This is a genomic window from Streptomyces glaucosporus, assembly GCF_039533345.1.
In the GTDB taxonomy this organism is placed as follows: domain Bacteria; phylum Actinomycetota; class Actinomycetes; order Streptomycetales; family Streptomycetaceae; genus Streptomyces; species Streptomyces glaucosporus.
Window position 1 is genome coordinate 145998 of the sequence record NZ_BAAATJ010000005.1, and the last position, 21853, is coordinate 167850.

General features: G+C 74.7%; 22 protein-coding genes. 15 read left to right on the forward strand and 7 right to left on the reverse strand.

The annotated features are described in order from the left end of the window. Window positions 1-126 precede the first annotated feature (126 nt). Genes ABD358_RS08525 through ABD358_RS08535 form a run of 3 tightly spaced genes read left to right on the forward strand, consistent with a single transcriptional unit; the run spans window position 127 to window position 3418 of the window. Window positions 127-1365, forward strand: coding sequence for an acyl-CoA dehydrogenase family protein (locus tag ABD358_RS08525; protein ID WP_344630256.1), 1239 nt, complete (start codon window positions 127-129; stop codon window positions 1363-1365). After that, window positions 1362-2213 carry a phosphate/phosphite/phosphonate ABC transporter substrate-binding protein gene (locus ABD358_RS08530; protein ID WP_344630257.1) on the forward strand — a complete coding sequence of 284 codons (852 nt, stop codon included), beginning with the start codon at window positions 1362-1364 and terminating at the stop codon, window positions 2211-2213. Before ABD358_RS08525 ends, ABD358_RS08530 begins: the two co-directional genes overlap by 4 nt. Next, window positions 2210-3418 (forward strand): ferritin-like domain-containing protein, encoded by a 1209-nt coding sequence (locus tag ABD358_RS08535; protein ID WP_344630258.1) that lies wholly within the window; start codon window positions 2210-2212, stop codon window positions 3416-3418. The genes ABD358_RS08530 and ABD358_RS08535 overlap by 4 nt, the downstream gene beginning before the upstream one ends. A 37-nt stretch (window positions 3419-3455) precedes the next feature. On the opposite strand, the gene ABD358_RS08540 is transcribed toward ABD358_RS08535, so the two are convergent. After that, window positions 3456-4388 (reverse strand): RNA polymerase sigma-70 factor, encoded by a 933-nt coding sequence (locus ABD358_RS08540; RefSeq protein ID WP_425576273.1) that lies wholly within the window; start codon window positions 4386-4388, stop codon window positions 3456-3458. A gap of 118 nt (window positions 4389-4506) precedes the next feature. Between ABD358_RS08540 and ABD358_RS08545 the strand changes: the two genes are divergently transcribed. Continuing rightward, entirely contained in the window at window positions 4507-5343 is an 837-nt protein-coding gene (locus tag ABD358_RS08545; RefSeq protein WP_344630260.1) for an alpha/beta fold hydrolase, read from the forward strand. 62 nt (window positions 5344-5405) lie between these two features. Here the strand turns inward: ABD358_RS08545 and ABD358_RS08550 are convergent, their stop codons facing one another. The 4 genes from ABD358_RS08550 to ABD358_RS08565 form a co-directional block, all read right to left on the reverse strand. Further along, on the reverse strand, window positions 5406-5780 hold the full coding sequence (locus ABD358_RS08550; protein WP_344630261.1) for a hypothetical protein: 375 nt from the start codon (window positions 5778-5780) through the stop codon (window positions 5406-5408). Window positions 5781-5841: 61 nt separating this feature from the next. Continuing rightward, window positions 5842-6339, reverse strand: coding sequence for a roadblock/LC7 domain-containing protein (locus ABD358_RS08555; protein WP_344630262.1), 498 nt, complete (start codon window positions 6337-6339; stop codon window positions 5842-5844). Between the two features lie 37 nt (window positions 6340-6376). Beyond that, a complete protein-coding gene (locus tag ABD358_RS08560; protein WP_344630263.1) occupies window positions 6377-7111 on the reverse strand; it encodes a transcriptional regulator in 735 nt (244 codons plus the stop codon). Further along, complete coding sequence (locus tag ABD358_RS08565; RefSeq protein WP_344630264.1) at window positions 7108-7512, reverse strand: roadblock/LC7 domain-containing protein; 405 nt, start codon at window positions 7510-7512, stop codon at window positions 7108-7110. The genes ABD358_RS08560 and ABD358_RS08565 overlap by 4 nt, the downstream gene beginning before the upstream one ends. 365 nt (window positions 7513-7877) lie before the next feature. Between ABD358_RS08565 and ABD358_RS08570 the strand changes: the two genes are divergently transcribed. From ABD358_RS08570 to ABD358_RS08580, 3 genes are all read left to right on the forward strand, one after another. Next, window positions 7878-9500 carry an alkaline phosphatase D family protein gene (locus ABD358_RS08570; RefSeq protein ID WP_344630265.1) on the forward strand — a complete coding sequence of 541 codons (1623 nt, stop codon included), beginning with the start codon at window positions 7878-7880 and terminating at the stop codon, window positions 9498-9500. Window positions 9501-9526: 26 nt separating this feature from the next. Further along, window positions 9527-10090, forward strand: coding sequence for a DUF1990 domain-containing protein (locus ABD358_RS08575; RefSeq protein WP_344630266.1), 564 nt, complete (start codon window positions 9527-9529; stop codon window positions 10088-10090). Window positions 10091-10232: 142 nt separating this feature from the next. Next, window positions 10233-11672, forward strand: a complete 1440-nt coding sequence (locus ABD358_RS08580; RefSeq protein ID WP_344630267.1) for a GNAT family N-acetyltransferase — start codon at window positions 10233-10235, stop codon at window positions 11670-11672. On the opposite strand, the gene ABD358_RS08585 is transcribed toward ABD358_RS08580, so the two are convergent. Continuing rightward, on the reverse strand, window positions 11617-12870 hold the full coding sequence (locus ABD358_RS08585; protein WP_425576274.1) for a trans-sulfuration enzyme family protein: 1254 nt from the start codon (window positions 12868-12870) through the stop codon (window positions 11617-11619). The genes ABD358_RS08580 and ABD358_RS08585 overlap by 56 nt on opposite strands. Window positions 12871-12929: 59 nt before the next feature. Between ABD358_RS08585 and ABD358_RS08590 the strand changes: the two genes are divergently transcribed. The 8 genes from ABD358_RS08590 to ABD358_RS08625 all read left to right on the forward strand — a co-directional run bounded on the left by ABD358_RS08590 (window position 12930) and on the right by ABD358_RS08625 (window position 20881). Continuing rightward, window positions 12930-13412 carry an Lrp/AsnC family transcriptional regulator gene (locus ABD358_RS08590; protein ID WP_344630268.1) on the forward strand — a complete coding sequence of 161 codons (483 nt, stop codon included), beginning with the start codon at window positions 12930-12932 and terminating at the stop codon, window positions 13410-13412. A gap of 65 nt (window positions 13413-13477) precedes the next feature. Beyond that, complete coding sequence (locus ABD358_RS08595) at window positions 13478-15172, forward strand: DUF885 domain-containing protein (protein ID WP_344630269.1); 1695 nt, start codon at window positions 13478-13480, stop codon at window positions 15170-15172. Window positions 15173-15652: 480 nt separating this feature from the next. Next, a complete protein-coding gene (locus tag ABD358_RS08600) occupies window positions 15653-16948 on the forward strand; it encodes an ATP-binding protein (protein ID WP_344630270.1) in 1296 nt (431 codons plus the stop codon). Beyond that, window positions 16945-17355 carry a roadblock/LC7 domain-containing protein gene (locus ABD358_RS08605; protein WP_344630271.1) on the forward strand — a complete coding sequence of 137 codons (411 nt, stop codon included), beginning with the start codon at window positions 16945-16947 and terminating at the stop codon, window positions 17353-17355. Before ABD358_RS08600 ends, ABD358_RS08605 begins: the two co-directional genes overlap by 4 nt. An 11-nt stretch (window positions 17356-17366) precedes the next feature. After that, window positions 17367-17714 carry a DUF742 domain-containing protein gene (locus ABD358_RS08610; protein WP_425576275.1) on the forward strand — a complete coding sequence of 116 codons (348 nt, stop codon included), beginning with the start codon at window positions 17367-17369 and terminating at the stop codon, window positions 17712-17714. Next, on the forward strand, window positions 17692-18312 hold the full coding sequence (locus tag ABD358_RS08615) for a GTP-binding protein (protein ID WP_344630273.1): 621 nt from the start codon (window positions 17692-17694) through the stop codon (window positions 18310-18312). Before ABD358_RS08610 ends, ABD358_RS08615 begins: the two co-directional genes overlap by 23 nt. Beyond that, window positions 18309-19790 (forward strand): cytochrome P450 family protein, encoded by a 1482-nt coding sequence (locus ABD358_RS08620; RefSeq protein WP_344630274.1) that lies wholly within the window; start codon window positions 18309-18311, stop codon window positions 19788-19790. The genes ABD358_RS08615 and ABD358_RS08620 overlap by 4 nt, the downstream gene beginning before the upstream one ends. Further along, window positions 19787-20881 carry a cytochrome P450 family protein gene (locus tag ABD358_RS08625; RefSeq protein WP_344630275.1) on the forward strand — a complete coding sequence of 365 codons (1095 nt, stop codon included), beginning with the start codon at window positions 19787-19789 and terminating at the stop codon, window positions 20879-20881. Before ABD358_RS08620 ends, ABD358_RS08625 begins: the two co-directional genes overlap by 4 nt. A gap of 132 nt (window positions 20882-21013) precedes the next feature. Here ABD358_RS08625 and ABD358_RS08630 read toward each other — a convergent pair whose 3' ends face one another. Further along, window positions 21014-21835: an SDR family oxidoreductase gene (locus tag ABD358_RS08630; protein WP_344630276.1), complete on the reverse strand. Its 822-nt coding sequence runs from the start codon at window positions 21833-21835 to the stop codon at window positions 21014-21016. Window positions 21836-21853: the final 18 nt, after the last annotated feature.

Here is a 21853-nt window from a genome sequence, read left to right on the forward strand (position 1 = left end):
CGCCCCGGCGGACGGCCGGACGCCGGGGCGCGGGGGACACGGCGGGCCGGGCGGAGGATGGTTGCCCGGCCCACTCCGCGCCGCTACGCTCGGTTACCGGATCGTTACCGTGCGAGGTGGACAGGCGTGACATCCCAGGTTCTCGACGACGGCCCCGCCATGGCGGAGGCCTCCCGGCCCCGCGGTTCCGCACAGGAGTTCCCGGCCGACCACACCGAGGCGGTGCGCTCCGTCGTCGAGGGCGCCGTCTCGCCCCTGGCGGCCGACGTCGACCGACTGGGGCGCTTCCCCCGGGCCGGCGTCGACGCGCTGGCCCGGGCCGGCCTGCTCGGACTGATCAGCGCCGCCGAGGTCGGCGGACGCGGCCAGGGCCTGTCCGCGGCGGCCCACGTGGTGGAGCGGCTGGCCGCGAGCTGCGGTTCGACGGCCACGGTCGCGATGATGCACTACGCGGCCACCACCCTGATCGAGGCCCACGGCCCCGGCGAGGTGCGCCGGGCGATCGCCCGGGGCGAGCACCTGACCACCCTGGCGTTCTCCGAGAAGGGCTCCCGCAGTCACTTCTGGGCCCCGGTCGGCACCGCCCGGCACGACGACCGGGACGGCGCGTCCGTCGTCCTGGACGCCGAGAAGAGCTGGGTCACCTCCGCCGGTGAGGCCGACAGCTACGTGTGGTCCAGCCTCCCCCTGCGGGCCGGGGGCGCCATGACGCTGTGGCTGGTGCCGAGCACGGCCGAGGGTCTCCGCGCGGCCGGGGGATTCGACGGGCTGGGGCTGCGGGGCAACGCCTCCGGTCCCGTCTCGGCCGAGGGGGTCCGGGTTCCCCGCGACGCGATGCTGGGAGCCGACGGCGCCGGGCTGGACCTGGCCCTGGCGACGGCGCTGCCCGCCTTCCTAGTGCTGAACGCGGCGGTCTCCCTGGGCCTGATGGACGCCGCCCTGGAGCTGGCCGGGACCCACCTGGTCACCGCCCGGCTGGAGCACCTGGGGCGGTCGCTCGCCGAGGATCCGGGCCGGCGGGCGCTGTACGCCGAGCTGCGCATCCGGGTGGACGGGGTGCGCGCCTTCCTGGCCGACACCCTGGAGGCGCTGGAGACGGGCCGCGAGGACGCCACGCTACGGGTCCTGCAGGTGAAGGCGGTGGCCGCCGAGGCGGCCCGCGAGGTGACCGACGGCGCGATGCGCCTGTGCGGCGGGGCCGCCTTCCGGCGGGAGTTCGGAGTGGAGCGCCGTTTCAGGGACGCGATGGCGGCGCGGGTGATGGCGCCGACGACCGAGGCGCTCCACGACTTCGCCGGCCGGGTGGCTCTCGGCCTGCCGCTGTTCGACGGCCCGGCCCGTCCCGCCGGGGAGGTCCGGGCATGACGCTGCTGATGGGCGCGGTGGCCTACGACCCGAAGACCGTCACCATCTGGACGGGGTTCCGCGCCTGGCTGCGCGACCGCGGGCTCCCCTTCGACTTCGTCCTGTACTCCGCCTACGAGCGCCAGGTCGAGGACCTGCTGGAGGGGCGGCTGCACGCCGCCTGGAACTCGCCGCTGGCCTGGGTGCGGGCCTCCCGCATGGCGAGGGCCGCGGGACGCCGGGTCCGGGCGCTGGTGATGCGGGACACCGACTGCGACCTCACCTCCGTCGTCCTCGTCCGGCGCGACGCGCCCCACACCTCGCCGCTGGATCTGAAGGACGGCACGGTGGCCGTCGGCGCGGTCGACTCCCCGCAGGCCACCCTTCTGCCGCTCTCCCTGCTGCGGCGGGCGGGCCTGCGACCCGGAGAGGATGTCGCGGTGCGCCGGTTCGACATCGGCACCGGGCTCCACGGCGACCACGTCGGCGGGGAGCGGGAGGCGGTGCGCGCCCTGCTGGCGGGCGAAGTGGACGCGGCGTGCGTCCTGGACGGCAGCCACCTGCTGTTCGGCCGGGAGGGGACGCTTCCGCCGGGAAGCACCCGGGTGCTGGCGCAGTCGGCGCCCTACGACCACTGCACCATGACGGTGACCGACACCGCCCCGGGCGAACTGGTCGAGGAGTTCGCGAGGCTGCTGCTGTCGATGTCCCCCGCCGACCCCGAGGCGCGTCCGCTGCTGGACCTGGAGGGGCTGACGGAGTGGCGGCCGGGCCGCACCACCGGCTACGCGCTGCTGGAGGCCGCGGTGGACGAGGCGGGCTTCTACGACTCCGCCGGGAGGATCACCGCCGAGGACTACGAGCCGTGACCGCTGCGGACCCGCCCGTCCTCCGCCTCGGGCCGCTGGGCTTCGAGCGGGGCGCCCACCTGCTGGTGCAGCACGCGCTGCGCGGGCTGCGGCCGGGGGAGGAACTGGGGGTGGCGGGGGACGATCCGGCGCTCTCCGTCCATCTGAGGGCGTGGTGCCGCGAGCACGGCCACCGGGTCCGGCCGCCCGGGCCCGGGGAGCACGGGGTGCGGGAGTGGGTCGTGCGGGGCCGCTCCGACCTGGACCGCTGGTCGGACGCGGAACGGGCGGGGGAGGCCGGGCCGGGCAGGGTCCTGGCGCGGCCCTCGCCCACCTGGGGCCTGGCGGCGCGCGGCGCCCTGGTCGAGAGCGGCGGCCCGGCGGGCCCCTTCGACCTGGCGGACCGGGACCACGTCTGGGCGGACGTCGCGCCCTCCCTCTACGCCCGTGCCGCGGCGGAGCAGTGGGACCCGGCCTCGGCCGTCGACTGGGAGGCGTCCTTCGAGCTGCCCGGGGAGATCGAGCGGGCCGTCGTCCAGGTGATGACCTATCTGGTGGAGAACGAGCAGGCCGCCCTGGTCGTGCCCGCCCGGCTGCTGGCCCGGATCCACCCGCACTTCCGGGAGGTCCTCCAGCTGCTGGCCGTCCAGGCCGCCGACGAGGCGCGGCACATGGAGGTCTTCACCCGCCGCGCCCTGCTCAAGGGCGGCGGGATGGGCACCTCCTCCGCCGGGGGGCGGCAGTCGCTGGGCACGCTCCTCACCGAGGCGGACTTCTCCCTGGCCTCGTTCCTGCTGTCGGTGCTCGGCGAGGGGAGCTTCCTGAACCTCCTGGGCTTCCTGGAGAGGCACGCCCCGGACCCGGTCACCCGCCGGATCACCGGTCTGGCGCGGCGCGACGAGGCCCGGCACGTGGCGTTCGGGGTCGCCCACCTCCACCGCCGGGCCACTCTCGACCCGGCCTTCCGCGCCCGGCTCCGCGCCGCCGTCGAGCGCCGCCACGACGCGCTCGTGGACACCGCGGGGCTGAACCGAGACGTCTTCGACTCCCTGGTGGTCCTGGCCGCCGGCGCGTGGACGCCCGAGGCCGTGGCGCGCGGGTACGACGCGGTGGTGCGGCTCCAGGACGAGATGGACGAGGGCAGGCAGCGCCGCCTGGTCCACCTCGGGTTCCCCCCGGACGAGGCGGCCGAGGTGTCCGCGCTGCACACCCGGAACTTCATGTGACGGACGGCCCCGGGGCGCCCCGCCCGTCGCCCCGCCGTCACCGTGCGAGGTGGGCCAGCTTCTCCGGGTTGGAGACGATGTAGACGCGCTGGACGAGCCCGTCGGCCGCCTCCGGCACGAGAGCGGCGTACGGGCGGCCCTCCGAGGTGGCCAGGAGGGCGGGTCCGCCGTTGAGTTCGAGCGGGGCGACCGCCAGGCCGGGAACCGGGGTCTGCGAGATCGCGGCCAGGAAGCGGGCGACCTTGCCGGCGCCGAGGATGGTCCGCAGCGGTGCCTTGGCCCTGCCGCCGCCGTCGCCGACCAGCCGGGCGTCGGGGGCCAGGACGGCGAGCAGGCCGTCCAGGTCGCCCTCGACGGCGGCGGCCAGGAAACGCTCGGTCAGTTCCCGCCGCTGCGCGGGGTCGGCCTCGAAGCGCGGGGTGCGCTCGGCGACGTGCCGCCGGGCGCGCGCGGCGAGCTGCCGTACGGCGGCCTCGCCGCGGTCCAGGATTCCGGCGATCTCGGCGTGGGGCAGGCCGAAGGCCTCCCGCAGGACGAACACCGCCCTCTCCAGCGGGGAGAGCGATTCCAGGACGACCAGCACGGCCAGGGAGACGGACTCGGAGAGCATCGCGCGTTCGGCCGCGTCCTCGACGGTGTGCCCGTAATCGGTGGCCAGCGGTTCGGGCAGCCACGGCCCGACGTACGCCTCGCGCCGGGAGGCGATCTGCCGCAGGCGGTCGACGGCCAGGCGCGTGGTGGTCCGCACCAGGTAGGCGCGGGGTTCGCGGACGGCCGCGCGGTCGGCCCCGGACCAGCGCAGCCATGCCTCCTGCACCACGTCCTCGGCGTCGGCCACCCGGCCCAGCATGCGGTAGGCCACCCCGAGCAGGAGCGGACGGTGTTCCTCGAAGACGCTGGTGCCGTCGGCCGCCGTGCCGGACACGGCGCCGGTCGTGTTGTCGTTCGCCACGGGGCCATCCCACCCCATGCGGCGGGATGTGTCCAAGTGGTCCGGTGACCGGTCCCCGCCCTTCCCCCGGTGGCCGGCCGCTGACATGGTGTCCACACACGTGTGGCCAACCGTCCGATGTCCCCAGGAGGGTTCCATGACCCCACCGGCCTCCTTCGTCCGCGTCGAGCCCGACGGCGGCCCGGCGTTCACGGTCGCGTACGAGCGGCACGGCTCCGGGGAGCCCGTGGTCCTGCTGCACGGCATCGGCCACCACCGGCAGGCCTGGGAGCCGGTGACCGGCATCCTGGCGGCCTCGCACGAGGTCGTCGCCGTGGACCTGCCCGGCTTCGGCGAGTCGCCCGCGCTGCCTGACGGTCTGCCCCACGACCGGACCGTACTGGTGCCGATGCTGGCCGCGTTCTTCGCCGAACTGGGCCTGGACCGCCCGCATGTGGCGGGCAATTCGCTCGGCGGGCTGCTCGCCCTGGAGCTGGGCCGCGGCGGGCACGCCCGCTCGGTGACGGCCTTCTCCCCCGCCGGTTTCTGGACCGAGCTCGAACGGCGCTACGCCTTCGCCGTGCTGACCGGGATGCGGGCGGGCGCGCGGCTGCTGCCCCAGCCGGCGGTCGAGCAGATGGCCCGCAGCGCGATCGGCCGGGCCGCGCTGACCGGCGCCGTCTACGCCCGCCCGGGCCGCCGTTCGCCCCGGGCGGTGGTGGCCGAGACACGCGCGCTGCGCGAGGCGCCCGGTTTCGAGTCGGCGCTGGAGGCCGGGCGCGCGGGCGACGAGGCGTGGGCCGCGGACGTGCCGGACATTCCCGTCACCATCGCCTGGGGCACCCGCGACCGTCTGCTGCCGCGTCAGCAGGGTGTCCGGGCCAAGCAGGCGATTCCCGGCGCGCGGCTGGTACGGCTGCCGGGCTGCGGGCATGTGCCGATGAACGACGACCCGGCGCTGGTGGCGCGGGTCGTTCTGGACACCGTCGGCTGACGGCGGTCGGTGCCGGGCCGGACGTCCCGCGCGTCCGGCCCGGCACCGCCCCTGTCGCCGCGTCAGACCTCCAGCTGCTCCTCGATCCTGCGCAGCTGGTGCCTGGCCATCGCCAGGTTCGCCCGTGCCTTGTCCAGCGCCAGGTAGAGGAAGAGGCCGTTGTTGCCGCGCCCTCTCATCAGCCGGATCAGGTGGTACTGGGTGCCGAGGGTGATCAGGATGTCCTCGATCTCGTCCTTCAGGCCCAGCATCTCCATGGTCCGCGCCTTGGCGCGGACCACGTCCGTGTTGCCCGCGGCGGCCACGTTCAGGTCGAGTTCCTTGCCTCCTCCGATGGTGCCCAGGGCCATGCCGCTGGTGTAGTCGACGAGTGCGGCCCCCAGGGCGCCCTCGACGGAGGTCATCGCGTCCTTCAGGGCGGTCTCGGTGTTGGCCATGGTTGCGGTGTTCCCTTTCTTCGGTGCGCACCGGGCACACCGGTGCGCTTCTCACTGCGGGTCAGGGCTTGCCGGGCGGGCGCGGGCGCGGCGTGCCCGCGCCCTGGTGCGGTCGCGGTGCGGCCCGGGTCTTCTCCGGCCGTTCTCCCGCGCCCTCGACCAGGTCTGCGATGCGGGTGCCGGCCCGGCGGGCCTCCAGGTGGATCCGGCCCACGTTGGCGTGCGGTTCCGCCAGTACGGCCAGGACGGCCGCGGGGCCCGCCGCGTAGGCGGCGAGGTACCCCTCCTCTCCTCGCACGAGCAGTTCGCGGAACCTCCCCCGGCCGGCGCCGTCCGCGAGCCGCAGGGCTCCCACCAGTGCGGACGTGGTGAGCGTCGCCAGGGTCCCGGCGTCCGTGCCGGGGGCGTCGTGGGCCAGCAGGGTTCCGTCGGAGCCGATCGCGACGGCTCCCGTCAGGTGGGGGACGCGGGACCTCAGCAGGCGCAGCTCGCCGAGCACTCCGAGGTCCCCGGCGGTCTGCCGCCGTCTGCCGGAGAGCTGCTTCAGGGCGCGTTTCATGACGGGACGGCGGGGGTGTCGTGGGCGGGCGGGGGTGTCACAGGCGTGCCTCCAGGGCGTCGCGGATCCGGCGCAGCAGGGCGACGTCCGGGTCGGTGAACGCCTCCGGCGGCTCGGGCGCGGGGGGCGTCTCGATGTGTCCGGAGGCGGCCAGGCGCCGTACGTCGATCAGGACGTGGAAGGCCGGGCGGCCGAGCTGCCGGGCGATGTCGGCGGGGGTGCGCACGCCGTCCGCCAGGTCCAGGACGGCCCGCTGCCTGCGGGTCGGGGGTGCGGCGGCGCCGGACGTCCGCCGGGCCACGGGGGCGGTGTCGACCTGCGGGTGCGGCCACAGGTCCTCCAGCAGCCGCCTGCGGCGCAGGACCTCCCGCTGCAGGGCTCCGGCGCGCACGGGGCGGACGGGGCCCAGCCAGTGGGCGACGCCGCGGCGGAAGCGGGCGGGCCCGCTGCCGGGGGCCAGGGCGAAGAAGGCCGCGTCGTACAGCGCGCCCAGGTGGTAGACCTCCAGTTCGCCGCGGGTCAGCCGGCCGCTGTCGACCAGGAAGCGGCCGACCTGGCGGCGGGCGCCCGCCCGGTCCACGGCCTCCCGCCAGCCCTCGGCGGGCAGCCGGCCGCCGCGGGTGAGGAGGGTGTCGAGACCGGGAGCGGCGGGGCTCTCGGCGTACACGACCTGTCCGTCGCGGAGGTAGAGCGTTCCGCCGCCGCGCAGCAGCGCTCCGGTGGCCCGTTCGGCCGCCAGGTGTCCCAGCATCGGGGAGAGGGCGGCGCTCATGCGAGGACCAGCCGTTCGGCCAGGTCCCGCAGGCGGATGCGGGCGAGGGCGAGGTTGCCGTCGTCCCGGTCGAGCCACAGGTGGATGAGGAGGCTGTCGTCGAGGACCCGCTCGACGAAGCGCAGCAGGTGGTAGCCCGTGCGGGTGGTGACGACGAGGTCCTCGACCGGGTCCCCCTCGTCCGGCTTCCCGGCCCCGCCGGGGCAGGGCGCGGTGAACGCGGTGTGTTCGGCGGCCACGCGGGCGAGTTCCGCCGTCTCGGCGGCGGTGGTCTCGTGGTCGCCGCCCGCCGGGTCGCCGACCGCTCCGAGCGCGAGCCCGCTGGCCCAGTCGACCACGGCGGCGCCGCGGGCACCGGGCAGTGTCATGGCCTCGAGCAGGCACTCGTCGATTCCGGGCACGCGTCTCCCCTCCTGCACGGCGTGCGGACGCACCCACCAATCGGTGCGGAAGTGGCGACGAGATTACGCAGGGTGTCACCCGTTTCGGGCACATCTGATCGATTCTGATCACAGGAGCGGCGTACTGTTCGGGAGGCAAATGAACTTGTCATTTTCACGTCGCTCTTCGCCCGCCGCCGAGCCCGAACCGGCCCGTCCCGCTCCCGGAAGCGACACCGCGGAACCCGGGAGGGGTGTACGGCGGCACATCCGGGCGTTTACCTGGAACAGGTGTTCACGCGGCGGGGAAGTTCCCCGGTGTTCTCCTCACGCGATCACCATGAGCGGCCGTACGACCGGCTCCATCCGATCCAGGAGGTTCGTCCATGACACGAGGAGACGCGTCCGGGCCCGTGGCGCCCGGACGGCGCTCGGTGCTGCGCGGTTCGCTGGCGGCCTCGGCGGCGCTGGCGCTGCCGGGACTGACGGCGGGCACGGCGGACGCGGCGCCGGTCCGCGCGGGCCTGCCGGGCGCCGCGCCCGCGCAACTGCTGTCGGGACGGCCGCGGGCCGCCTGGGGCGTCCAGACGGGTGACGTGACGGCCGGCTCCGCCCTGGTGTGGGTGCGCTCGGACCGTCCCGCCCGGATGTGGGTGGAGACCTCCGCCACGGAGTCCTTCCGCAACCCCCGGCGTGTGCGCGGCCCGCTCCTCGGCCCCGGCACGGACTTCACCGGGACGACGGCGCTGCACGGGCTGCCGCCCGGCCGGCAGGTGCACTACCGGGTGGTGCTGGCCGACCCGGACGACCCGCGGCGCACCGGCGAACCGGTGTACGGCACCTTCCGCACGGCCCCGGAGCGGCGCCGGGACGGGGTGCGGTTCGTCTGGTCGGGGGACCTGGCGGGACAGGGCTGGGGCATCAACCCCGACCGGGGCGGCTACCCCGTCTTCGACGAGATGGCCCGGCTGGACCCGGACTTCTTCCTCTTCAGCGGGGACACCGTCTACGCCGACGGGCCGCTGACGGAGACCGTCGCCCTGCCGGGCGGCGGGGTCTGGCGCAACGTCGTCACCGAGGAGAAGGCGAAGGTCGCCGAGACCCTCGCGGAGTACCGGGGCAACTTCCGCTACAACCTGCTGGCGGAGTCCCTGCGGCGGTTCAACGCCCAGGTGCCCTCGATCGTGCAGTGGGACGACCACGAGGTGGTCAACAACTGGTACCCGGGCGAGATCCTGGCCGACGAGCGCTACACCGAGCGGCGCGTGGACGTGCTGGCGGCGCGGGCGCGGCAGGCGTTCGGGGAGTACTTCCCCCTGTCCTCCCCGCGGCGGGACGGCGAGGGCAGGATCTACCGGGTGGTGCGCCACGGTCCGCTGCTGGACGTCTTCGTGCTGGACATGCGCACCCACCGGGGCGCCAACTCCCCCGGCCGGGAGACCACCGACCCGCGGGGCGTGCTGGGGGCCGAGCAGCTCGCCTGGCTGAAGCGGGAGCTGGCGCGCTCGCGCGCGGTGTGGAAGGTGATCGCCTCGGACATGCCGCTGGGCCTGATCGTCCCTGACGGGGTGAACGTCGAGGCGGTGGCGCAGGGCGACCCGGGCGCGCCGCTGGGACGGGAGCTGCAGATCGCCGAGCTGCTGCGGTTCGTCAAGCACCGGCGGATCACGGGCACGGTGTGGCTGACCGCCGACGTCCACCACACCTCGGCCCAGCACTACGCCCCGGAGCGGGCGGCGTTCGGCGACTTCGCGCCGTTCTGGGAGTTCGTCACCGGGCCGCTGAACGCGGGCGCCTTCCCGGCCTCCGCGCTGGACGGCACGTTCGGCCCCGAGCGGGTCTTCGTCAAGGCGCCCGAGCGGGGGAACGTCTCCCCGAGCGAGGGGTACCAGTTCTACGGCCAGGTGGACATCGACGGCGACAGCGGCGAGCTGACGGTGCGGCTGCGCGAGGAGGGCGGCGCGGTGCTGTTCACGAAGACGCTGCGGCCCGGCCTGGTGGGGCAGTAGCGTCCGGGGGCGCCTACGCTGCGCCCATGGACGATTCCGCGGGCGGGTCCGGGGAAGGGACCGCCGGTCTGACGTACGCCGGAGCGGGGGCGACCCGCGAGGGGCGCTTCCCGCCCGGCTTCGGGCGGCTGCGGGTCCGCACCCGTCTCGGTGCCGGGCCGGAGGTGTTCGAGGCCGCCGCCGACGCCGTGCTGACCTGGCGGATGCACCGGGGCATGGGGGTGGAGATCACCGCCGACCGCCCGCGCGCCGACCCCGGCGTGCGGGTGGTGGTGGGCCTGGGCGCCGGCCGGCTCCGGCTGCGCGCCCCGTGCCGGGTGGTGTGGTCCGAGCACGGCGAGCGGCGGGCCGGCTTCGGCTACGGGACGCTGCCGGGGCACCCGGAGTGCGGCGAGGAGGCGTTCGTGGTGACGCGGGCGGAGGACGGGGCGGTGTGGCTGGAGGTACGGGCCTTCAGCCGTCCCGAGCTGTGGTGGGCGCGGGCCGCCGGCCCGCTCGTCCCGCTGTTCCAGCGGCTGTACGCCTGGTGGTGCGGGGTGACCCTGCGGCGGCTCGTCCGGCCGTACCGGCGGCGACGAGGGCTGCCATGAGGGCCGCGAAAGGGGCAACGCAGAGGGGGATGCGAAAAGCGACGCAAAGGGTGATAAAAGGGGCATCCGACCCGGAGGGCCTTTAACCCATCGGTCACAGACCGTTCGTGATCAGGCAACACCGGTCGGCGAGAGTGGCGGCATGACCGATTCCTCCGCACACCGCGCAGACGTCCGGCCCGGCCGCAGCAGGGCCCGCGGATCCCACCACTGGCGGCACGACCTGGTCGAGCTGGCCGCCCTGTTCACCGCCGTGACCGTGGCCGACAGCGTCGCGAAGACGGTGGCGCACGGCCCGGACGGCCCCGTGCTGCTGATCCTGTCGGCCGCCGCCCTGCTGGCCACGGCCGGGATCCACCTGTGGTGGGCACGGCGCCGCCACCATCCGCCGCCCGATCCCGGGCCCCCGGTCGTCCGCGGCGCCGGCGGACACGGGGAGGACGCCGACACCGGCGCGCCCCCCGGGGAGGAGCAGCCGGTGCTGTGGCGGCTGCGCACCACCGTGCGGGAGAGGCCCGGTTCGCTCGCCGCGCTGTGCACGGCGCTGGCCGGTCACCGGGCGGACGTCATCGGTCTCCAGACCCATCCGCTGGGCGAGGTGACGGTGGACGAGTTCCTGCTGCGGGCGCCCCGGTCGCTGGAGGCCGGGGAACTGGTCCGGGCGGCGACCGCGGCGGGCGGCCGGGACACCTGGCTGGAGCGGGCCGACGCCCACGACCTGGTGGACGTCCCCACCCGGGTCCTGGGCCTGGCCGCCCGCACCGCCCTGGACACCGCGGAGCTCCCCCTCGCGCTGCGGCAGCTGCTGGGCCGCTGCACGATCCGTTCGGTCCCCGCGCACCTGCCCGGGGGCGGGGCGGACGGCGGGCCGGTCCCGGGGGACGGCGTGCTGGAGGGGACGGTGATACGGCTGCGCGATCCGCGCGGCGGGGCGATCGTCGTGGAGCGTCCCCACCTGCCCTTCACTCCCACCGAGTTCGCCCGGGCCCGCGCCCTGGTGGAGCTGGACGCCCGGCTGGACGCGGTCTCCTCCGGCAAGGGCCCGGGGGCGCGGACACCCCGCCGCCGCGAGACGCTCGCGCTCCCGGAGGGGAACGAGATCACCGTGCGGCGGGCGGACACCCGTGACCTGGAGGCGGCCAGGGCGATGCACCGGCGGTGCTCGGCGCGGACCCTGTCCGCCCGCTACCACGGCCCGGTGAAGGACGCCGACCGCTACCTGGACCACCTGCTCAGCCCGCGCTTCGGCCGCACCCTGGCGGCCGAGACGGCCACAGGGAAGCTCGTGGCGCTCGGCCACCTGATGTGGGACGGCGACGAGGCCGAGGTGGCCCTCCTCGTCGAGGACGTCTGGCAGCGCCGCGGCATCGGCGCCGGGCTGCTGCGCCGCCTGGTGGGGATGGCCGCCGAGGCGGGCAGCGAGAGCGTGTACGCCGTGACGCGGGCGGACAACACCGGCATGGTCTCGGCGATGCGCGGCCTGGGGCTGCCGCTGGACTACCAGGTCGAGGAGGGCACCCTGGTGATCACCGCCCGGCTCGCTCCGGTTCCTGCCGCCGCGGAGCCGGCGGGCGGGAGCTGAGGTCCGCGACGCCGTCCCCGGCGCCGCCCGACGCGGCGTCGAGGGCGGCGTCGAGGGCGGCGTCGAGGTCGTGCCACAGGTCCTCGACGTCCTCCAGGCCGACCGACATCCGCAGCAGCTTCTCGCTGATCCCGCCGGTCCGCCGGTCGTCCTCGCCGATGATGCGGTGGCTGATGGAGCCGGGGTGCTGGATGAGGGTGTCCACGCTGCCGAGGCTGACCGCCGGGGTGATCAGCCGGACGCCGGCGATCACCGCGTGCGGGTCGCCGTGCACCTCGAAGGAGACCATGGCGCCGCCCAGCGCCGGGTAGTGGACGCGGGCGACGCGCGGATCGTCCGCCAGGCGCCGGGCCAGCTCGGCGGCCGTGGCGGACTGCGCCCGCATCCGCACCGGCAGGGTGGACAGACCCCGCAGCAGCAGGTAGCCGGCGAGCGGGTGGAGGACTCCGCCGGTGGCGAAGCGGATCCGCCGCAGGCCCCGGGCCGTCTCCTCGTCGCAGGCGACGACGCCGCCGAGGACGTCGCCGTGGCCGCCGAGGTACTTGGTGGCGCTGTGCAGCACGATCCGGGCGCCGTGCTCGACCGGGCGCTGCAGGACGGGGGTGGCGAAGGTGTTGTCGACCAGCAGCGGCACCGAACCGCAGGAGTGCGCCACGGCTGTCAGGTCCATTTCGGCCAGGGTGGGGTTGGCCGGTGTCTCCACCATCACCAGTCCGGTGTCGGGCCGCAGGGCGTCGGCGATCCCGGCCGGGTCGGTCCAGGTCACCTCGGTGCCCAGCAGTCCGCCGGTGAGCAGGTGGTCGCTGCACCCGTACAGGGGGCGGACCGCCACGACGTGGCGCAGCCCCTGCGAGGCGCGCAGCAGGAGGACGGCGCTCAGGGCCGCCATCCCGCTGGCGAAGGCGACGGCCGCCTCGGTCTTCTCCAGCCTGGCCAGGGCCGTCTCGAAGCGCGCCACGGTGGGGTTGTCGAGCCGGGCGTAGACGGGCGGTCCCTCCAGGCGGGCGCCGGTGGCGGCGAACTCGTCCAGCCGGGCCGCCTCGGCACGGCTGTCGGGGGACGGGTAGGTCGTGGACAGGTCCAGGGGGACGGCGTGCAGGCCGAGGGCGGCGAGGTCCTCGCGTCCGGCGTGCACGGCCTCGGTGTCCGGCGAGCGGGGCGGGGCTGCGGATGTCGCGTCCATGCTGTCCTTGGTCATGCCAGGATGCTGAACAACCGACGGGTTCCAGCGGTGATCAGCCGTGCTACGTTCGGCGAATGCCCGATTCCGTCGTTCTCGACCCGGTCGATCTGGAGATTCTGCGCCTTCTGCAGAACGACGCCCGGACCACCTACCGCGACCTCGCCGCCGCCGTGGGCGTCGCCCCCTCGACCTGTCTGGACCGCGTAGCACGACTCCGCCGCAGCGGGGTAATCCTCGGCCATGCGCTGCGTATGGATCCGGCCAAACTCGGGAGGCCTCTGGAGGCTCTTTTGTCGGTTCAAGTCCGGCCTCACAGAAGGGAGTTGATCGGTCCGTTCGTGGAGCGCGTGCGGGCTCTCCCCGAGTCGCGGGCGCTGTTCCACCTGACCGGCCCCGACGACTACCTCGTCCACGTGGCGGTCGCCGGCACCGCCGACCTCCAGCGGCTGGTGCTGGACGAGTTCACCTCGCGCCGGGAGGTGGCCCGGGTCGAGACCCGGCTGATCTTCCAGCAGTGGACGTGCGGGCCGATGCTTCCCCCCGCGGCGACGGCGTGACCCGTCCGCGGCGGGAACCGGGCCCCCGGTGACGCGACAGCGGGTCCCGTACGAGGATGTGGCCCATGTCCGAAGCCACGAAGAACGCGCCCCTGCCCCGCCAGGTCGCCGACGCGTACGTCGACGCCCTCGTCGAACTCGACCCCGTCCTCGGCACCTACCTCGGCCTTCCCGGGAGTTCGGAGCGTCTGCCCGACCTCTCCCCGGCCGGCCAGGAGGCCCGGGCCGGACTGTCCCGCGCCACTCTGGAGCGGCTCGCCGAGGCCGAGCGGCGCCCCGGCGGCGACAGCGCGGCCGAGCGGCGCTGCGCCCGTCTGCTGCGGGAGCGCCTGACCGCCGAACTCGCCGTCCACGACGCGGGAGAGGGCCTGCGCGCCGTCGGCAACCTCAGCTCGCCGCTGCACTACGTGCGCAACGTCTTCACCCTGATGCCCACCGCGGACGACGAGGACTGGGCCGCCCTCGCCCGGCGGCTGCGCGCCGTTCCGGCAGCGCTGGAGGGCTACCGCGCCTCGCTGGAGAAGGGCCTGGCCAGGCGGCTTCCGGCCGGCCCCCGCCAGGTGACCACGGTCCTCGGCCAGCTGGGCGAGTGGATCGGCGCCGACGGCGGGAGGAGCTGGTTCGCCGACCTCGCCGCCGGCGGCCCCGACGCCCTCCGCGGCGAACTGGACAAGGGGGCCGCCGAGGCCACCGGCGCCCTGGAGGAGCTGCGCGACTGGCTGCGCGACACCTACGCCCCCGCCGTGGCCGGCGCCCCGGACACCGTGGGCCGCGAGCGGTACCGCCGGTGGGTGCGCCACTACAACGGCGCCGACCTGGACCTGGACGAGGCCTACGCGTACGGCTGGGAGGAGTACCACCGCATCCTCGCCGAGATGCGCGCCGAGGCCGAGAAGGTCCTGCCCGGCGCGGCGACCCCCTGGGAGGCGCTGCGGCACCTGGACACCCACGGCAGGGCGATCGAGGGCGTGGAGGAGACCCGGGTCTGGCTCCAGAACCTGATGGACGAGGCGATCGAGAAGCTGGACGGCACGCACTTCGAGCTGGCCGAGCCGGTACGGCGCGTCGAGTCCATGATCGCCCCGCCGGGCAGCGCCGCCGCGCCGTACTACACCGAGCCGTCGCTGGACTTCTCCCGGCCCGGACGCACCTGGCTGCCGACGATGGGCGAGACCCGCTTCCCCGTCTACGACCTGGTCACCACCTGGTACCACGAGGGCGTTCCCGGTCACCACCTCCAGCTCGCCCAGTGGACCTACGTCGCCGACCGGCTCTCGCGCTACCAGACGACGGTGGGCATGGTCAGCGCCAACGCCGAGGGCTGGGCGCTGTACGCGGAGCGGCTGATGGACGAACTCGGCTTCCTGGACAGCCCCGAGTTGCGACTGGGCTACCTGGACGCGCAGATGATGCGCTCCCTGCGGGTCATCGTGGACATCGGCATGCACCTGGAGCTGGAGATCCCCGGCCACTCCCCCTTCCACCCCGGCGAGCGGTGGACCCCCGCCCTGGCCCAGGAGTTCTTCGGCCTGCACAGCGGACGTCCGGCCGACTTCGTGGAGAGCGAGCTGGTCCGGTACCTGGGCATGCCGGGGCAGGCCATCGGCTACAAGCTGGGCGAACGCGCCTGGCTGGCGGGCCGCGAGGCGGCCCGCGCGGCCCGCGGCGATGCCTTCGACCTCAAGAAGTGGCACATGGAGGCCCTCTCCCTGGGCTCGCTGGGACTGGACGACCTGGTGGCGGAGCTGTCCGCCCTCTGACACGGCGTCACATGCCGGTGAGGGGCGCGCAGCCGCATCGCGCGCCCCTCACCGGCGGGGCTCCTTCCGGCCGCCGCTCCCCCGGGCCGACCGCGCACTCCGCACGATCCCCGTCACACGTCCGCGGAGAGCCCCGCGGACCATCACAGCGCCCCCGCGTTCCCCCCGGGTTGCCGCCGTGTTTCCCCGGCGTTGCCGCCGCGCGGAAACCCCCGCGGAGCCCGCCGGCGGCACCCGCCGGCGGGGAGCCCGGGGCGGGAAGAGAGGCGCACGTTCCGCTCCGCGCGCTGCCCGTCGGCCCCCTTCACCGGCGGTTTCCCGGGCCGTTCACCGGCACGGCGGCAAGCTGGCCATTTCCCCTCCCCCGCACCCGCCGGACGCCTACTCTGCTGTCGCACGCGAACCGTGATCTTCATCGGTCGGCCCCACCCGACGGCCAGACCGCTCCTTCCCGCAACGATGCGTCCGCGAGGAAAGCCGATGACCGACATAACGACCGTGGCGAGCCTGCTCGGCTCGGGCCTGGGTGTGGCCCTCACGCCGGTGGCGGTGCACCAGACACGCCGGATCCGCGAACTGCGGGCGCACCTGTCCGAAGCCCGTTCCGGCAACCGGGCCCGGGACGCCGAACTGGCCCGGCTGGCCGGGGTGGGCATGCCGGCGGCCGTCCAGGCCGTCGGCGACCGGCAGCCCGTCCCGGATCCGCCGCCGGTACCGGTGGAGCTGCTCGGGACGCCCTTCGCGCGCCACCTCCACGACCTCCAGGCCCAGGTCGTGCGGGCCCTCACCGAGGCCGAGGGCCGTACCGCGCAGATGACCCAGGCCACGCTGCTGTCCGTGGCCCGCACCCTCCAGGCGCTGGCCAACAAGCAGCAGATGGCCGTCACCGACATGCTCCGCAAGCACGACTCCCCCGAGGTGCTGGCGGACCTGCAGGTGGTGGACCACGCCACCGCCCAGATCCTGCGCCGCGCCCAGGCGGTCACCGTGGTGTGCGGCTCCTACCCGGGGCGGCAGCACAACCCCACCCCGCTGAGCGACGTGGTGCGGGGCGCGGTCAGCCGCATCCTGGACTTCCGGCGCGTCAAGGTCTTCCACGACGAAGGGGACCGCGCCGTCGTCGGACGGGTCGTGGAGGGGCTGGTGCTCGCGCTCGCCGAACTGCTGGAGAACGCCACCCGCTACTCCCACCCGGACACCCGGGTTCTGGTGCAGTTCGAGCGCGCGCACAACGGACTGTCCGTCGTCATCGACGACAAGGGCGTCGGCCTCCAGCCGGGTGAGCGGGAGCGCGCCACCCGCCTGCTGTCGGGCGAGAGCCCCGTCGGCATCACCCAGCTCGGGGACCCGCCCAAGTTCGGCTTCGCGGTGATCGGCCTGCTCTGCGCCCGGTACGGGTTCGAGGTGTCGGTGACCAAGTCCCCCTACAGCGGTGTGCGGGCCGTGGCGTTCCTGCCCAGCGCACTGCTCGCCGACAGCGCGCCGGACCGGCCGGCGCCCGCGGCCGACGCACCGGCCCCCGCGCCGGCGGCGGTGCGGGAGGCGCCGGGACCGGCGGTGCGGGAGACGACCGCGGGCGGGCTTCCCAAGCGGCGGCGGCACACCGCGGAGACGCCGGCGGCCGGGGTGCCGGTCGCACGGTCCGACCGGGCGCCGGCGGCCGGCCGCTCGCCGCGGGAGTCCGCCGCCACCCTGGGCGGTTTCGCCCGTGCGGCACGCGCCGCCCAGCACCCCACGTCGACGCCCGAGGATTTCGAAGGGAACAGCGAGGCATGATCTTCGACAACGAGAAGCTGGCCTGGATGCTGGGACAGCTCATGGACCAGCCCGAGGTCTACGACGCCCTGCTGGTGTCGGGGGACGGCCTGGTCCGGGCCTGCACCCCGGGCCTGGACAGGGACACCGCCGAGCAGATGGCCGCGGCGCTCGCCGGGGTGCAGGCCACCTCCAGCGCCAGCGCCCGGCTGTGCCGTTCCGAGCCCGACTCCTGGGAGCAGAGCCTGACGCAGTTCCGCGACGGGTACGTCATCACCATCCGGGCCGGGGAGGGAAGTTTCCTGGCTGTCGCCACGTCCGCCGCGGCGGACGTGGCGGCGATCGGCTTCCGGATGCACCAGCTGGTGGCCCAGCTCGGCGGCCAGATGGCCAGCGAGCCCCGGCGCGACGCCGGCGGTCCGACATGACCCCCCGCCGTGTGCGCACGGATCTGGTCCGGCCGTACGTCATCACCGGCGGTCGCCACCGGCCCAGTCGCAACACCCACTCCCTGGACCTGGTCACCCTCGTCACCGCCACCGGCGACCGCCCCCTGGGGGAACTGGAGCCGGAGCAGCAGAAGATGGTCCGGCTCTGCCAGGGCGGCTACCTGTCGGTGGCGGAGGTCGCCGGCCACGTGCGGCTTCCCGTGTCCGTCACCGCGATCCTGCTGGCGGACCTGGTCGACAGCGGCCACATGGTCGTGCGCAAACCCCCGCCGGCGGCCCGGCCCACCGATCTCGACGTCCTGGAGAAGGTTCTGGATGGCCTCAACAACATCCTCTGACAGCGGCATCCGCGACATCTACGTGCGCGACACCGTCGAGACCGCCGCGAAGCTCCTCGTCGTCGGACCGTTCGGGGTGGGCAAGACCACGCTGATAGGAGCGGTCAGCGAGATCGAGCCGCTGCGGACCGAGGAGGTCATGACGCAGGCCGGCGCGCTGGTGGACGACCTGAGGGGCATCGCGGACAAGAAGACCACCACCGTCGCGATGGACTTCGGCCGGCTCACCCTCGCCCCGGACCTGGTGCTGTACCTGTTCGGCGCCCCCGGCCAGCAGCGCTTCGCGCGGGTGGCCCCGGTGTGGCGGCAACTCACCGAGGGGGCCTACGGCGCCCTGGTACTGGCCGACACCCGGCGCCTGGACGCCTCCTTCGACGCGATGGAGACGGTGGAGAAGCACGGCCTGCCGTACGCGGTCGCCCTCAACTCCTTCCCCGACTCGCCCCGTTTCCCGGAGGAGGAACTCCGCGAGGCCCTCGACCTGAGCCCCGAAACCCCCTTGGTCGACTGCGACGCGCGGGACCGCGCCTCCGCCGCGCGGGCGCTGATCGCCCTGGTCCGACACGTCCACACCCACTACCGGGAGCACCTCCAGTGACAATCCCGTCCCCCGGTCCGGGCGCTGCTCCTCCGCCGGGCTGCCCGGCCCACCGGGCCGCCGGCGGCGCCGCGGGCAGCGGCCTGCCCGCCCTGTACGGCCCGGACTTCGCCGCCGACCCCGACTCCGTCTACGCCCGGCTCCGCCCGCGCGGGCCCGCCCACTGGGTGGAGCTCGCCCCCGGCGTCCCGGCCGTCGTCGTCACCGACTACGACGCCGCGCTGGAGGTGCTGCGCAGTTCGCAGTTCAGCAAGGACGCCCGCCGCTGGACGGACCTGGTGCAGGGGCGGATCCCCATGGACAACGAGGTCGTCCCCATGATGGGCTTCCGGCCCAGCCTGCTGTTCGCCGACGGCGACCGGCACCTGCGGCTGCGCAGGACCATCGACGACGCCCTGGCCCGGGTCGACTCCTACCGGGTGCGCTCCTTCGTGCAGCGCAGCGCGGCCCAGCTGATCGGCGAGTTCGGGCCCGCGGGTTCGGCGGACCTGGTCTCCCAGTACGCCACACGCATCCCGGCCCTGGTGTTCACCCAGCTCTTCGGCTGCTCCGACGAGCAGACCGAGCGGATGGCCACCGCGTGCCTCCAGATGATCGCGGCCGAACCCGAGATCGCCCAGCGCGGCAGCGAGGACCTGGCCCGCTGCCTGGCCGAGCTCGTCGCCGACAAGCGCCGCTCCCCCGGCGCCGACGTGACCTCCTGGCTGCTGCATCATCCGCTGGGGCTGACGGACGAGGAGATGCTCCACCAGCTGGTGGTGCTCATCGGCGCGGGTGTCGTGCCGCAGTCGGCCTGGATCTCCAGCGCGATCATGCTGCTGCTGACCGACGACCGCTTCGCAGGCCACCTCTCCGGCGGCAGCCTCACCGTCTCCGACGCCCTCAACGAGGTGCTGTGGGAGCGGTCCCCGATGGCGAACTTCTGCTTCCACTACGCCATCGGCGAGTACGACCTGCGCGACGACTCCGGCGCGGGACTGGTGATCCCCCCGGGCGTTCCGGTGCTCATCAGCCACGAGGCCGTGAACAGCCAGGTGGCGCGGGAGATCGACGCGGACCGCCGGACGTCCAACCACGCGCACCTGGCCTTCGGCGCGGGGCCGCACGTGTGCCCGGCGCAGGGCATCTCGGAGATCATCGCCGATGTGGCGATCGAGACGCTCCTCGATGTCCTGCCCGACCTCGAACTGGCCGTTCCGGCCAAGGATCTGACCTGGCGTCACGGACCTTTTCACCGTAGCCTGACGGCGCTGCCCGTGATCTTCCCGGCACTCTCCGCACCCGTGTCCGCGGCCGTTCCCGCCGCGCCCGAGCCGACATCCGGAGGCCAGTCATGGAATCCCTCGCCGCCCCAGCCGCCGACGTCCACGTCCTCGATCCCACCGGCCGCGACCTCCACGGCGAGGCCGCCCGGCTCCGCGCCGGAGGGCCGGCGACGCCGGTGGAGCTCCCCGGCGGGGTGGTTGCGTGGTCGGTGACCGGCCACGAGTACGTCAGGCGGCTCGCGGGCGACCGCCGGGTCTCCCGCGACCCCCGCCGGCACTGGCCCGAGCTGGAGCGAATACCCCAGGACTGGGCCCTCAACGTGTGGGTGCGGGTGGTGAGCGCCTTCACCAGCTACGGCGAGGAGCACCGCCGGCTGCGCAGCATGATCGCGCCGTCCTTCACCCCCCGGCGCACCGAGGCGCTGCGCCCCCGTGTCCGGGAGATCGTCGACGGGCTGATCACCGACCTGGGGACCGCCGATCCGGGGGAGCCGGTGGACCTCCGCGCGAGGTTCGCGTACATCATCCCCAACGAGGTGATCTGCGAACTGTTCGGCGTACCGGCCGACATGCGCGCCTGGACACGGCGGGTCATGGACGCCGTCCTGAACACCGGCGCCTCCCCCGAGCAGGCGCGGGCCGACTACGCCGAGATGTGGGCCTGCATGCGCGCCCTGGCGGACATCAAGCGCGTCAGGCCGGGCGACGACATGACCAGCGATCTGATCGCCGCCCGCGACGGCGACTTCGCCCTCGACGAGAACCAGCTCATCAGCACCCTCGTCCTGATGATCGGCGCCGGCAGCGAGACGGCCGTCAACCTGATCGCCAAGGCCGTCCACGCCCTGCTCACCCACCCCGACCAGCTCGCCCTGGTGCGGGAGGGGAGGGCGACCTGGGACGACGTGATCGAGGAGACCCTGCGTCTCGAAGCCCCGATCATGCACATGCCCCTGCGGTACGCGGTGGAGGACATCGACCTCGACGGTGTGACGATCCGCAAGGGCGACGCGATCATCCTCGCCTTCGGCGCCGCCGGCCGCGATCCCGCCCTCAACGGCGAGGACGCCGACGCCTTCGACCTCACCCGCGAGGAGCGGGAGCACATGGCGTTCGGCTACGGGGTGCACTACTGCCTCGGTGCTCCCCTGGCCCGTCTGGAGGCCTCCATCGCGCTCCCGGCCCTCTTCGAGCGCTTCCCCGACATGCGTCTGGCAGTCGAGCCCGCCGAGCTGGTGCCCCAGGCGTCCTTCATCGCCAACGGCCACCGGTCCCTGCCGGTTCATCTCAAGCCCCTCACCTGAGCCGGAGAAACGATTCTGCTCACGGGCCGCCGGGCGCTGGGCCCGGCGGCCCGCGGCGCTCACGGGCGCCGCGGGCCGGCGCGGGCCGCCGGAAGGACGAGAGGAAAGAGGGACGGGGACGAGGAGGAGGCGTCAGCGGTTGAAGCCGCCGTCGGAGTGGATGACCTGGCCGGTGATCCAGGCCGCCTCGTCGGTGGCGAGCCAGGCGACCAGCCGGGCCGGGTCGTCGGGCCGGCCCCACCTCCCGCCGGGGAAGAGGGACGCGACGAACGCGTGGTCCTCGCCGGTGGCGTAGCCGGTGTCCACCGGGCCGGGATTGACCGTGTTGACGGTGACGCCGAGGCGGACGAGGGCGGTGGCCAGGGAGCGGGTGACGGAGGCCAGCGCCCCCTTGGCCAGGGCATAGGCCAGCTCCCCCGGCATTCCGTTGCCCAGGTCCTGGCCGGAGGTCGTCATCACCACCCGGCCCCCGGTCTCCCCCGGCGCGCGGCGCCGCGCGTACGCCTGGACCAGCAGCACCGTGGAACGGGTGTTGACCGCCCAGTGGGCGTCCAGCATGTCCGCGTCGATCTCGTCGAGCGTTCCGTCGCCGCCGCTGAGCGCGTGGTTGGCGACCAGGATGTCGAGCCGCCCGCCGAGCGCCCCGGCTGCGGCCTCGACCAGTTCCGCCGGGGCTCCGGGCGCGGTGAGGTCGGCGGGGCCGTGGGCGATCACCGCGCCGTCGGCCGCGAGCGGCCTCAGGCCGGCGGCGAGCGCCTCGGGGCCCTCCGGGTCGGCTCCCCAAGGCTGCCCGGCGTCGTGGGGGACGTGGTGGTGGAGGTAGACGCTCGCGCCGTACGCGGTCAGGCGGCGGGCGATCGCGTAGCCGATTCCGGCCCGCCGTGAGGCACCGGTGACCAGGGCGGTACGGCCGAGCAGCGGCAGGGGGTCGCGGTGGGGGGTGCCGGTCGTCATGGCATCCGATGCTCGCGG

Excerpts from the sequence above, each read along its gene's own strand:
- ABD358_RS08550 (WP_344630261.1), bottom strand. The coding sequence starts at position 5,780 with ATGGCCAACACCGAGACCGCCCTGAAGGACGCGATGACCTCCGTCGAG.
- ABD358_RS08545 (WP_344630260.1), top strand. The coding sequence starts at position 4,507 with ATGACCCCACCGGCCTCCTTCGTCCGCGTCGAGCCCGACGGCGGCCCG.
- ABD358_RS08600 (WP_344630270.1), top strand. The coding sequence starts at position 15,653 with ATGACCGACATAACGACCGTGGCGAGCCTGCTCGGCTCGGGCCTGGGT.
- ABD358_RS08530 (WP_344630257.1), top strand. The coding sequence starts at position 1,362 with ATGACGCTGCTGATGGGCGCGGTGGCCTACGACCCGAAGACCGTCACC.
- ABD358_RS08615 (WP_344630273.1), top strand. The coding sequence starts at position 17,692 with ATGGCCTCAACAACATCCTCTGACAGCGGCATCCGCGACATCTACGTG.
- ABD358_RS08595 (WP_344630269.1), top strand. The coding sequence starts at position 13,478 with ATGTCCGAAGCCACGAAGAACGCGCCCCTGCCCCGCCAGGTCGCCGAC.
- ABD358_RS08590 (WP_344630268.1), top strand. The coding sequence starts at position 12,930 with ATGCCCGATTCCGTCGTTCTCGACCCGGTCGATCTGGAGATTCTGCGC.
- ABD358_RS08585 (WP_425576274.1), bottom strand. The coding sequence starts at position 12,870 with ATGACCAAGGACAGCATGGACGCGACATCCGCAGCCCCGCCCCGCTCG.
- ABD358_RS08560 (WP_344630263.1), bottom strand. The coding sequence starts at position 7,111 with ATGAGCGCCGCCCTCTCCCCGATGCTGGGACACCTGGCGGCCGAACGG.
- ABD358_RS08580 (WP_344630267.1), top strand. The coding sequence starts at position 10,233 with ATGACCGATTCCTCCGCACACCGCGCAGACGTCCGGCCCGGCCGCAGC.
- ABD358_RS08630 (WP_344630276.1), bottom strand. The coding sequence starts at position 21,835 with ATGACGACCGGCACCCCCCACCGCGACCCCCTGCCGCTGCTCGGCCGT.
- ABD358_RS08570 (WP_344630265.1), top strand. The coding sequence starts at position 7,878 with ATGACACGAGGAGACGCGTCCGGGCCCGTGGCGCCCGGACGGCGCTCG.
- ABD358_RS08555 (WP_344630262.1), bottom strand. The coding sequence starts at position 6,339 with ATGAAACGCGCCCTGAAGCAGCTCTCCGGCAGACGGCGGCAGACCGCC.
- ABD358_RS08605 (WP_344630271.1), top strand. The coding sequence starts at position 16,945 with ATGATCTTCGACAACGAGAAGCTGGCCTGGATGCTGGGACAGCTCATG.
- ABD358_RS08575 (WP_344630266.1), top strand. The coding sequence starts at position 9,527 with ATGGACGATTCCGCGGGCGGGTCCGGGGAAGGGACCGCCGGTCTGACG.
- ABD358_RS08540 (WP_425576273.1), bottom strand. The coding sequence starts at position 4,388 with ATGGGGTGGGATGGCCCCGTGGCGAACGACAACACGACCGGCGCCGTG.